Origin of the sequence: Aquimarina sp. BL5, assembly GCF_003443675.1 — a bacterium.
Lineage (GTDB): Bacteria > Bacteroidota > Bacteroidia > Flavobacteriales > Flavobacteriaceae > Aquimarina.
Map to the genome: position 1 here is coordinate 2,805,949 of NZ_CP031963.1, position 12,158 is coordinate 2,818,106.

Sequence of the window (12,158 nt, forward strand, 5' to 3'; positions counted from 1 at the left end):
GAATACTAAAAAATCCGTGAAAAATACAACAATTGACGTTAAATACAATAAAAAGCTTCCCGAGAAACGAATATTTATTAGCATATCATCAACCAAACCGCTATAATTCATGAGATACTATAATTTGAAAATATGTAAGCAAAAGCATTTTAAGAATTGGTAAAACTGTTTGATAAAAAACAGAATAGTATATTTGAAGCCTGACAGTAAAAAAATAATATGGCTCCAGTGGTTTCAGGCTTTTCTAAGCTTTCTAAATCTGATAAAATTAAGTGGTTGGTTGAACATCATTTTAACAATGACCAAAATACGGTTAGCACCCTAAAAACGTATTGGAATTCTGATCATAAACTTCAGCAATTGCATGATGAATTTACAGAAAACACCATTTCTAATTATTATTTACCTTTTTCTGTAGCACCTAATTTTTTGATTAATGGTAAACGCTTTACCATCCCAATGGCTATAGAAGAAAGCTCTGTAGTTGCCGCTGCAAGTAAAGCAGCAAAATTTTGGCAGCATAGAGGTGGGTTTAAAGCAGAAGTATTATCAACTGTAAAAGTTGGACAAGTACATTTTACATATACAGGAGATCTCCAAAAACTAAAAACATTTTTCGATAGCATTAAAGCTGAGCTTATTTCATCCGCTTCTCACATCACTAAAAACATGGAGAAACGCGGTGGAGGCATTATAGATATAGAACTTAGGGATAAATCTTCGGAAATTGAAAATTACTATCAGCTGCATTGCACATTTGGCACAGCTGATGCTATGGGAGCTAATTTCATCAATTCTTGTTTGGAGCAATTTGCTGATTTTTTAACCAAAGCAGCTTCTGAATATAATGACTTTTCTGAAGCAGAGAAGAACATAGAAATTATTATGAGTATTCTCTCTAATTATGTTCCGGAATGCTTGGTTAGGACATATGTTTCCTGCCCTGTAAATGAGCTACCTAAAGTAGGAGAATTATCTCCTCTACAATACGCAGAGAAATTTGTAAGAGCAGTCCAAATTGCAAAAGTAGAACCTTATAGAGCCGTGACACATAATAAAGGTATTATGAATGGTATTGATGCGGTTGTATTAGCGACTGGAAATGATTTTAGGGCTATAGAAGCGGGAGCACATGCATTTGCTTCAAAAGATGGACAATATACAAGTCTAACAAATGCTAAAATTGAGAATGATGTTTTTCATTTCTCAATAGAAATACCATTGGCTCTTGGTACGGTTGGCGGACTAACCGCACTACATCCTTTGGTAAAATTAGCTTTACACCTACTTGGAAGTCCGAACGCTAAAAAACTTATGGAGATTACAGCTGTGGCAGGTCTTGCCCAGAATTTTGGCGCGATTAACTCACTTATTACCACAGGAATCCAGCAAGGGCACATGAAAATGCATCTAATGAATATCCTAAATCAGTTTCAAGCCACCAATGAAGAAAAGGAACAATTAGTAAACTATTTTAAAACGAATACAGTAACACATAGTGAGGTAGTACAACAAATCGAAAAACTGAGACGTTAACAAGTTGATGAAAAAATCTTTTTATAGCCACGGTAAACTTCTTCTAACTTCAGAATATCTTGTTCTTGATGGTATCAAAGCACTTGCTTTACCAACAAAAAAAGGTCAATGGTTAGTTGTTGAAGAAAATGATGAAAAAAGCATTATTTGGAAAAGTCTTGATAACGAAGGTAACTATTGGTTTGAAACCAAAATCAAACTGCCTTTACATCTATCTGAAACCACAAATACATCCGAAAAATCAATTCTAACCGATGAGGAGGGACTAGGTATTTCTGAAACACTTCTGGAAATTCTACAAGCTGCTAAAGAGCTGAATCCTAATTTCCTTTCTAAAGAAAAAGGATATACCGTCGAAACTCGATTAGAATTTGACCGTAAATGGGGACTAGGCTCCTCTTCTACTCTTATTAACAATATTGCTCAATGGGCGGAGGTAGATGCTTTCTTACTCTTAAAGAAAAGCTTTGGGGGAAGTGGTTATGATATTGCAAGTGCGCAGCACAAAACACCTATACTTTATACACGTAAAGAAGATAAACCTTTGGTAGAAGAGGCTAGCTTCAATCCAGCTTTTAAAAACCATCTATTTTTTGTGTATTTAAATCAAAAACAAGATAGTAAACAATGTATTAAGCATTATCAATCATTACCACTTAAAGATTTTGATAAAGCTGCAGAAATAGTAAAACAAATAACCGATACTATATTAAATTGCTCTTCACTATCAGAATTCTGCGAGCTTATCGATCAGCACGAAGAAGTAATTTCTAAAATCATTAAAACACCGACTGTAAAATCTACTTTATTCCCTGACTATATGGGCAGCATTAAGAGCTTAGGTGGCTGGGGTGGTGATTTTGTATTAGCCACAGGTTCTGTATCTGAAATGGAATATTTCAAAAATAAAGGATACAATATAATAATCCCATATACAGAAATGGTTTTATAATCAACCTATTTCAGATAAAACAACAGTACTTACTCTGGCTTTTTATTATAAAGCACATCTTTTCTCTATATAAAATATCTTTAATTTAGACATTTTATATATCTCGCATTTTTTCCAGAAACCTTAGAGAAATTAACTAATAGGGGAATTTTCACTACATTGATTTAGAAAAAACTTTCTGTACATAAAATGTTAAGATATTAATACAAATATAATACTGTTATTGTTTATAACTTTACCTCTTAACTTAACCACTATATCTATTAATTAATGTGTTAAACATATTGCCTGATAGGTTTTTTAAATAAAATGAAAATAAATATTTACTTAAAATCAAGTAGAATCTTTCGTGATTATTTAAATTTTATTTTATTAATGACCTGATAATAGTCTAATTTAACATATCAATTGTGAGGTATTAAAAATGTTTAATTAAAAAACTTAAAAAATTCACCCTAAAATTGTCCCAATGAAAAAGAGAATTCTATTCACCATTGCCTTTTTATTATTTGTAGTTCCGTTAATTAAAGGACAAACTACCTACAGTGATGATTTTGATGAAGGTATACTCACAGCAGAATCAACATCTGCCTATTCTGCTTCTTTATCCAGCAATAACCTATTAATTAATGCCAATGGTACAGCAGGAACCTTTAGTCCTTTTATCTATACATTACATAATAACGGTTCTGATACCTCTGTAGATATATCAAATCAAATCAAACTTTTTATTAAGGTAAAAGGCACTTCTAATCCCGATTTAAGGATTGACATACAAGACCAAGATGGTTTTGTGACCAATCTAAGTCCACTGTCTGTTAGAATAGATAATGGATTTACTATTTACGAATTAGATTATTCTGCCAATTTACAAGATGGAGGTTTTGGAGGTTCTAATTGCACGCAAGCTACAGCACCCTGTCCTGTTGATCCCTCTAAAGTAGCTTTTGTTCAATTTTTTGTAAATGCCGCTCAAGGAGGGTATGCTGGAACTATCGAAATCGACTGGATTTCTTTTGGAGAGCCTTTAGAAGCCTTACCTCCGCCTTCTACATTTGATATCCGTTATAATCAGGTAGCGTATTTGACAGGTAGAAACAAAACGGTTAGTATTGCAGCTCAAAGTAGTTTTAGCAACCAAACATACACCATCCTAGATAGTTCTGACAATGTTGTATTATCAGGAACAACAGGAGTATCTTCTTTATGGAATGATTCTGGAGAACATATTGCAAACGTAGATATATCTGAAGTAGATGCAGAAGGAACCTATCGTTTTCAAATCGATCAAGAGGAAATTACTTTCAATGTAAGCGCGGATGGATATGCCGAGCTTAGAGAAGAAGCTTTTAAATATTACTATTATAATCGCTCTTCTACTGCATTAGAATCAACTCACGCTGGCATATATGCAAGACCAGCAGGAACTCCTGATAATGTTGTCCGAGTACATTCGTCTGCAGCTACATCAGCAAGACCTGAGGGAACAATCATTTCCGCTCCAAAAGGTTGGTATGATGCAGGAGACTATAATAAATATATTGTAAATAGTGGAATTAGCACTTATACCTTATTAGCAGCTTTTGAACACTATAAAACCGAATGGGAAAGTTTACAATATAACATTCCCGAACAAGGCGGAGACCTTCCGGATATTTTGGATGAAGTTTTATGGAACTTAGATTGGATGTTAGATATGCAAGATCCAAACGATGGTGGAGTGTATCATAAATTAACGGCTAAAAACTTCTCTGGAAGAATCATGCCAGCTGCTTATAATCTAGAAAGATTCGTTGTACAGAAATCTACAGCTGCAGCTTTAAATTTTGCTGCAGTAACAGCGGTAGCATCAAGAATATTTTCTGATTATGAAAGTGTAAAACCTGGATTTAGTGCACAATTAGAACAAGCCGCAAAAGACGCCTATGCTTGGGCAAAAGATAATCCTGCGATTTATTACAGTCAAGGTAGTGGAACGCCAGTTTCAGATATTACTACAGGAGAATATGGAGATAATAACGTAACAGACGAATTCCAATGGGCAGCTGTCGAATTATTTATTACGACCGGAGAAAACACATACCGAGATGATATTGATGTAAATTCTATCGGAGGCGGAACTCCAAGCTGGCCATATAGTGACCCACTAGCATTAATTTCAATCGCTCAGCATACTACTAGTTTGGAAAGTTCCATTAATGTTACTGCCGCCAATAATACCTTATTGGGTGCAGCTGATCAATTAAGAGACAGAGTTAATTCTTCTCCTATGAAAATTACTATGGGCTCTAATGACTATGCTTGGGGTAGTAATGGAGCTGTTGGTAATCAATTGATAATACTGATAAGAGCATATGAGCTTACTCAGGATGAGTCATATTTAAATGCTGCTTATACATCCATGGATTATATTTTCGGTAGAAATGGAACTGGATACTCTTATGTAACTGGGTTTGGAGACAGACAAGTATTCGAACCTCATCATAGAATATCCGATGCGGATGGTATTTCTGCGCCAATTCCCGGAATGATTGTAGGTGGACCACAGAATGAAAACAATCCAGACACAGGGGATTGTTCTGGTTCTGGAGTGAGTTTTCCATCGAATCTACCGGCTTCAAAATATGTAGATCACTGGTGTTCATATTCTACAAATGAAATTACCATTAACTGGAATGCGCCTTTGGTATATGCTATGCACGCTTTAGATTTTTATCAAAAACAAGCTGCTACTTTATCGGTTGACACTTTTGAAGAAGCTTCAGAAATATTTGAAATTTTCCCAAATCCAACAAGTCAGGTTTTAAATATAAAATTCCCTGTTTCTAAAGGATCTTCCGATATCAAGATGTATTCAATTCAAGGTAAAAAAATCTTGTCTAAACAATTGCAAGACTCAAAATCCAGTATAGATCTTAGCAATCTAACTTCTGGGCTCTATTTAGTAAAAATAACGACTCAAGGTCGCAGTTATACAACGAAAATCATAAAACAGTAAAACTTAAATTAGTAATGCAATTCTAATCTATTAGAAAAGTAATACTATCAAAATTCTAACAGAAAAGGCTCAAAACAAGTATGTTTTGAGCCTTTTATATTTTAAAGCATGATTACTATTTCGAAAGCTTACGTAAAGTAACCCATTGCTTAAGCATTTCTCTTGAATCACAAGCAGGATAGCCTAAAACGGTCTTTCCAGCTGGAACATCATTCATAACACCAGAACCTGCAGCCACTGTAGCTCCAGAATGAATTGTAGTATGATCTTTTATAGAAGCACTTCCACCGATAACAACTCCATCACCTAATGTAACAGAACCTGCCAAACCACTACTTCCTGCCATAATACAGAAACGTCCTAACACACAATTGTGTCCTATTTGTACTAAATTATCAATCTTACAACCATCGCCTAATATAGTAGAACTAAACTTAGCTCGATCTATACAAGAATTAGCACCAATCTCAACTCCGTTTCCTATTACCACATTACCAATATGCGGTATTTTCATAAGTCCACGACCATCTGCACAAGGAAGATATCCGAAACCATCCGCACCAATACTTACATTATTGTGAAAAATACAGTCACTGCCTATTTTAGAACGCTCTCTAATTACAGTACCAGACCAAATAACGGTATTATTACCTATTACAGAATCATCAAAAACCGTAACATTAGGATAAAGTACAACACCATCTCCTAAAACAACATCTTTACCTACATAACAACCCGCTCCAATTTTACTTCCAGCTCCTATAATAACAGATTTATCGACCACAGCTGTTGGGTGAATATCAATATCAAAAACAGGATCTTTAAGACGAAATATTTCTAACAACTTAGACATTGCAAAATCTGCATTCTTAACCATAATAAATGCTCGATCCGAACCCGGCTCTATATCTAAGCTTTCATTTACTATAGCAGCAGAAGCACTAGAAGTCTCCCACAAACGCGCAAATTTTACACTTCTGATAAAGGTGATTTGGTCACTTTTCGCATTCTTTAATTGGTCGACCCCTGTTATTCTTTGCTTTGTATTACCTACTAATTTTCCCTGTAAAATCGTATTGATCTCCTCTATTGTATATGATATCATTATATTTTATTATATGTTATTGAACTCCTTAATTTATCATTTTATGAAATTCACAGAGCCCTAATAAAAAATAACGCTTTAAAAAAGTAATGAAACACTAAAACAATACAAAAAAATTAATTTAGTTAATTTTTTTAACAAAAATCGTTTAAAAACGAAAAAAAACATCCTTTAATTTTAATTTTTCTTAATACTTAATTTATTGTAAAAACTAATTATTATTCATATCCAGAATAAACGCTCATTTATGTAATCGTTTCATTTTTTAGAATGAACCTTCTATAAATAAAAATACCTCAATTCCTGTAGAGGAACTGAGGTATTCATATTATATTAAACAATATTACATTTCCAATGCCTTGCTTATATTATTATTCATTAATAATTCTTCTGGGTTTTCTAATGCTTCTTTAACTGCTACTAAAAATCCAACAGATTCCTTACCATCAATAATTCTGTGATCATATGATAATGCTACATACATAATAGGAGCTACTACAATTTGCCCATCCCTTACTATTGGTCTTTCTACAATATTATGCATCCCTAAAATAGCACTCTGAGGTGGATTAATGATTGGAGTAGACAACATACTTCCGAAAACTCCTCCATTGGTAATAGTAAAAGTTCCTCCTGTCATTTCATCCACAGTAATCTGTCCTTCGCGTGCTCTAATCGCCAATCTTTTCACTTCGGACTCAACACCTCTAAAACTTAGGTTTTCAGCATTTCTTATTACTGGTACCATTAATCCCTTTGGTCCGGAAACGGCAATACTGATATCCTGAAAATCAAAAGAAAGCATCTCTTTACCATCGATCATAGAATTTACAGACGGATACATTTTTAATGCACGTACACAAGCCAATGTAAAGAATGACATAAACCCTAAACTCACGCCATGCTTACTTTTGAAAGCTTCTTTATACTGCTTTCTCAAGTCAAAAATAGGCTGCATATCCACTTCATTAAAAGTGGTCAACATAGCAGTTTCATTCTTAACTGAAACCAATCTTTCTGCCACCTTACGACGAAGCATTGATAGTTTTTTACGCGATTCTCCTCTACTTCCAGGTCCTGGTGTTCCCATAGACGGAGTAGCATCTACGGCATCGGCTTTGGTAATACGACCATCACGTCCGGTTCCTTTAACCTGAGAAGCATCAATACCTTTTTCTGCCAATACTTTCTTTGCAGCTGGAGAAGCAGTACCCGTAGCGTACGTTTCAGTTTTAGCAGGAGTAGCTGGTGCCGCAGCTGGAGCAGGAGTTTCTTCTTTCTTAACCTCTTTTGCTGGTTCTGAAGTATCTCCATCTGGTTTAGCTGCATCTGTATCAATGAGACATACAACTTCACCTACAGCTACCGCATCTCCCTCTTCTGCTTTTAGTGTTATAATACCACTAGCTTCTGCGGGAAGTTCCAATGTTGCTTTATCACTATCTACCTCTGCAATTGCCTGATCTTTCTCTACATAATCACCGTCTTCTACAAGCCATTGCGCTATTTCTACTTCTGTAATGGATTCTCCCGGAGAAGGGACTTTCATTTCTAAAGCCATAATTCTAAATTTATACTTATATCGCTTTCGCGAAAATATTTCTATTTATAGTTATTTTATCCTATTATTTCTTTTTTCGTCTTTGGTTGTTCTTTGTTTTATCAAAAACAAAATCAATCACTTCCTGATGTCTTCTTTTAGATCTTGTTGCACTACCAGCTGCAGGTGCTCCATAGGGTCTTCTGCTAGCAAATCTAAATGTATTCGCATCATCATAATGCATTAATATATGACTTAGTGCTCCCATATTTCGAGGTTCTTCCTGAGCCCAAACAATATCATCTGCTTTATATTTTTTGATCAAGGCATCCATCTCTTTTACTGGAAGTGGAAATAATTGTTCTAACCTTACAAGGGCTACATCGTCCCTTTTTAATTCTTCTTTAGTTTCTAAAAGGTCATAATAAAACTTACCTGTACAGAACACTAAGGTTTTAGTGTCTTTTGCCTTAGCAACTGGATCATCAATTACGGTTTGGAAACTTCCATTAGCAAATTCTTCTACAGAAGAAACCACTTTAGGATGACGCAATAAACTTTTTGGTGTAAAAATTATCAAAGGCTTACGATAATCAGCTTTCATTTGTCTTCTAAGTAAATGAAACATATTTGCTGGTGTTGTTACATCCGCGACAAACATATTATCTTTTGCGCACAACTGAAGATATCGTTCCATTCTAGCAGAAGAATGCTCTGCTCCTTGTCCTTCGTATCCATGAGGCAATAACATTACCAGTCCATTCTGCAGTTTCCACTTATCCTCTGCTGAAGAAATATATTGGTCAATCATAATTTGAGCTCCGTTACTAAAGTCTCCAAATTGAGCTTCCCAAATAGCCAAGGTTTTCGGACTAGCCATTGCATACCCATAATCAAACCCTACTACTCCATATTCAGAAAGTAAAGAGTTATAAATATAAAAATCTCCTTGATCGCCTTTCAAATTATTTAGTAACAATACTTCTTCCTCACTATCTTCAACTTTTATAACGGCATGTCTATGTGAAAAAGTTCCTCTCTCTACATCTTGTCCACTCATTCGAACATCATAACCTTCTTTAAGCAATGATCCATAAGCTAACAATTCTCCCATAGCCCAATCCAATTGATCTTTCTCGAAAAACATTTTATGTCTTTGATCAATCAATCGTTCTATTTTACGAAGAAACTTTTTATCAGAAGGTAATTTAGTGATCACTTCTGCAATTTCAGTAAGATCTTCTTTAGCAAAAGTAGTATCAACAACCGCCATCATTTCATCTTCCTGAACTCTAGTAAAACCAGCCCATTCATCTTGCATAAATGGAGTGATTACAGTTTTTTCTAACTTTCTGGAATCTTCTAATTCTTCTTCTAAGGATGCTTTATATTCTTTCTCAAGCTCTTTTACATAATCCTTATTGATAATACCTTCAGAAATCAACTTTTCTGCATAAATATCTCTTGGATTATTGTGCTTGGCTATGGCCTTATATAATTTAGGTTGTGTAAAACGAGGTTCATCTCCTTCATTATGTCCGTATTTTCTATATCCTAAAAGGTCAATAAACACATCACGTCCAAAATTCATTCTAAAATCTAATGCAAAATTGGTTGCATGCACTACTGCCTCAGCATCATCTGCATTTACGTGAAGTACTGGAGATAATGTAACCTTACCAACGTCTGTACAATAAGTAGATGAACGTGCGTCCAAATAGTTAGTAGTAAATCCTATCTGATTATTCACCACAATATGAATAGTACCCCCTGTTTTATATCCATCTAATTGTGCCATCTGCACTATTTCATACACCAGTCCCTGTCCTGCAATTGCAGCATCACCATGAACTACAATAGGTAAAACTTGTGAGATATCATCTTTATAATATTTATCTTGTTTTGCTCTAGCTATACCTTCTAGAACTGCACCAACTGTTTCTAAATGTGATGGATTTGGAGCAATATTCATATTAATTGCTTTACCAGAATCGGTTTCACGTTTAGAAGTCCATCCTAAATGGTATTTCACATCTCCATCAAAAACAGCTTCCTCATAATCTTTACCATCAAACTCACTAAAGATATCTTTAGGGCTTTTTCCAAAAATGTTTGTTAATGTACTTAAACGACCACGATGTGCCATCCCCATAACAAATTCCTTAACTCCCATATCTGCCGCCTTCTCTACTAAAGCGTCCAAAGCAGGAATTAATGACTCTCCTCCTTCCAGAGAAAAGCGCTTTTGACCAACATATTTAGTATGTAAAAAACTTTCGAAAGAAACTGCTTGATTTAGTTTCTTAAGAATATGTTTTTTCTGGTCTGAAGAAAATTTAGTTCTATTGGTATTAAAGTTCACGCGACTTTGTATCCATTCTCTTTCTTCCGGATTACGAATATACATGTACTCAATCCCAATAGCATCGCAGTATATTTGCTCTAAATGAACAATAATATTACTTAGCGTATTAGGACCTACACCAATAATCTCTCCAGCATTAAAAACAGTATTAAGGTCACCTTGACTTAAGCCAAAGTTTTCTAATGCTAGAGAAGGATGATATTTTCTTCGTTCTCTTACTGGGTTTGTTTTGGTGAATAAATGTCCACGAGTTCTGTAGGCATCAATAAGGCGTACTACCTGAAATTCTTTTTGAACATTCTCGGGAACTGTAACTGTTTCCTTCGAGTCTTTTTCTATATAAATGGTTTCACCGGAGTCATCTGCACTCTCTAATCCAAAATCAAATCCTTGAAAAAATGCTCTCCAACTAGGTTCTACGCTATCTGGGTTTTGCAAATATTGATCATATAAATCTGCAAAAAATGCGGTATTAGCCGCATTCAAAAATGAATATTTATCCATATGTAAGTATTCAACCGTCTTTTTATTATAAAACAACACAAAAATACAATATTTACAGTATATTGAGTATCGAATTATATATATTTATTGTAACATTTTTTTATAAATTTAACAATGAAAGTGTTTCTTATTCAGAAAATCAGATTCTTGATCTTAGTTTCTTTAATTTTCTTTTCCTTACAAAATGGGTATTCTCAAGATGATAATTTTTGGTCCAACGTTAGAATTGGAGGGAATATCGGAATTGGGTTTACTAATGACACTTTTAATGGCATCCTAGCTCCTTCTGCGGTCTATGATTTTAATAATCAATTCAGTATGGGGTTTGGACTTAACTTTGGATATACAGATTCACGCAATTTTACCGCCACCAATTATGGTGCTAGCCTAATCACATTATACAATCCCTTCCCTTCACTACAACTATCTGCAGAATTTGAGCAAATGGGGGTTAGTAGAAGTTTTGAGATTGAAGGACTAGATATTAATGACGATTATTGGTATCCTGCCTTATTTATTGGAGCAGGTTATAGAGTTGGTTTTGTAAGTGTTGGTCTTCGTTATGATGTTTTATATGATGATGATAAAAGTATTTATGCCAGTGCATATGCTCCTTTTATCAGAGTATTTTTCTAAAAAAAATATAATAACATCATCAAAAGTGCGTTTTTTATCTATGAAAAAATACCAGTTATCTAATATCCAGCAGAATAACAATGGATTTACTGTATTTTCTCTATTTTTAGGTATTATTTACGATTAAAACCCCAAAATACAATGAAAAAATATATTCTAATGCTATCCATTGGGATAGCCATGTCATCTTGCTCCAGTAACAAAAAGACTGTTACCACAAAATTTGATCCTGCTAACAATCCTTATTATGTAAAGAAAGAACAAAAAGGATTAAATGAAGTAAACGACCCAAAGGTGCAAGGGAAAATTAATACTATCATAGAAAAACACCTTGGTATCTCTATATCTTCTATTGCTATATCTCCTATAACATTAACTGATTCGGGTTATCATTGGAAATTTATGAATGTAAGAAATGGTAAAACTTTTACCGGATCGACTGATCTTAAATTCGAATCTGTTAAAATAATAAAGAACAACAAAAAAACAAACACCCAAGTATCTGATTTTTAAAAAACTAAA

General features: G+C 34.3%; 8 protein-coding genes. 5 read left to right on the forward strand and 3 right to left on the reverse strand.

Going from position 1 to position 12,158, the window contains the following annotated elements:
- Positions 1-219: 219 nt before the first annotated feature.
- The 3 genes from D1818_RS12105 (at position 220) to D1818_RS12115 (ending at position 5,486) form a co-directional block, all read left to right on the forward strand.
- Positions 220-1,536, forward strand: coding sequence for a hydroxymethylglutaryl-CoA reductase, degradative (locus tag D1818_RS12105; RefSeq protein WP_118459263.1), 1,317 nt, complete (start codon positions 220-222; stop codon positions 1,534-1,536).
- A 7-nt stretch (positions 1,537-1,543) separates the two neighbouring features.
- Complete coding sequence (locus D1818_RS12110) at positions 1,544-2,488, forward strand: GYDIA family GHMP kinase (protein WP_118459264.1); 945 nt, start codon at positions 1,544-1,546, stop codon at positions 2,486-2,488.
- Positions 2,489-2,957: 469 nt separating this feature from the next.
- On the forward strand, positions 2,958-5,486 hold the full coding sequence (locus D1818_RS12115; RefSeq protein WP_118459265.1) for a glycoside hydrolase family 9 protein: 2,529 nt from the start codon (positions 2,958-2,960) through the stop codon (positions 5,484-5,486).
- 115 nt (positions 5,487-5,601) lie between these two features.
- On the opposite strand, the gene lpxD is transcribed toward D1818_RS12115, so the two are convergent.
- From lpxD to D1818_RS12130, 3 genes are all read right to left on the reverse strand, one after another.
- Positions 5,602-6,591: a UDP-3-O-(3-hydroxymyristoyl)glucosamine N-acyltransferase gene (gene lpxD, locus D1818_RS12120; protein WP_118459266.1), complete on the reverse strand. Its 990-nt coding sequence runs from the start codon at positions 6,589-6,591 to the stop codon at positions 5,602-5,604.
- A 343-nt stretch (positions 6,592-6,934) separates the two neighbouring features.
- Entirely contained in the window at positions 6,935-8,152 is a 1,218-nt protein-coding gene (odhB, locus tag D1818_RS12125; RefSeq protein WP_118459267.1) for a 2-oxoglutarate dehydrogenase complex dihydrolipoyllysine-residue succinyltransferase, read from the reverse strand.
- 64 nt (positions 8,153-8,216) lie between these two features.
- A complete protein-coding gene (locus tag D1818_RS12130; RefSeq protein WP_118459268.1) occupies positions 8,217-11,000 on the reverse strand; it encodes a 2-oxoglutarate dehydrogenase E1 component in 2,784 nt (927 codons plus the stop codon).
- Between the two features lie 114 nt (positions 11,001-11,114).
- On the opposite strand from D1818_RS12130, the gene D1818_RS12135 reads away from it, so the two are divergent.
- Both D1818_RS12135 and D1818_RS12140 read left to right on the forward strand, forming a co-directional pair.
- Positions 11,115-11,636, forward strand: a complete 522-nt coding sequence (locus D1818_RS12135; protein ID WP_233558507.1) for an alpha-ketoglutarate decarboxylase — start codon at positions 11,115-11,117, stop codon at positions 11,634-11,636.
- A 141-nt stretch (positions 11,637-11,777) separates the two neighbouring features.
- Positions 11,778-12,149 carry a hypothetical protein gene (locus tag D1818_RS12140; protein ID WP_118459269.1) on the forward strand — a complete coding sequence of 124 codons (372 nt, stop codon included), beginning with the start codon at positions 11,778-11,780 and terminating at the stop codon, positions 12,147-12,149.
- The last annotated feature ends 9 nt before the right edge of the window (positions 12,150-12,158 follow it).

Bases quoted from the DNA above. Each gene is read 5' to 3' on its own strand.
- D1818_RS12115 (WP_118459265.1), top strand. From the start codon at position 2,958: ATGAAAAAGAGAATTCTATTCACCATTGCCTTTTTATTATTTGTAGTT.
- lpxD (WP_118459266.1), bottom strand. From the start codon at position 6,591: ATGATATCATATACAATAGAGGAGATCAATACGATTTTACAGGGAAAA.
- odhB (WP_118459267.1), bottom strand. From the start codon at position 8,152: ATGGCTTTAGAAATGAAAGTCCCTTCTCCGGGAGAATCCATTACAGAA.
- D1818_RS12135 (WP_233558507.1), top strand. From the start codon at position 11,115: ATGAAAGTGTTTCTTATTCAGAAAATCAGATTCTTGATCTTAGTTTCT.
- D1818_RS12110 (WP_118459264.1), top strand. From the start codon at position 1,544: ATGAAAAAATCTTTTTATAGCCACGGTAAACTTCTTCTAACTTCAGAA.
- D1818_RS12130 (WP_118459268.1), bottom strand. From the start codon at position 11,000: ATGGATAAATATTCATTTTTGAATGCGGCTAATACCGCATTTTTTGCA.
- D1818_RS12140 (WP_118459269.1), top strand. From the start codon at position 11,778: ATGAAAAAATATATTCTAATGCTATCCATTGGGATAGCCATGTCATCT.
- D1818_RS12105 (WP_118459263.1), top strand. From the start codon at position 220: ATGGCTCCAGTGGTTTCAGGCTTTTCTAAGCTTTCTAAATCTGATAAA.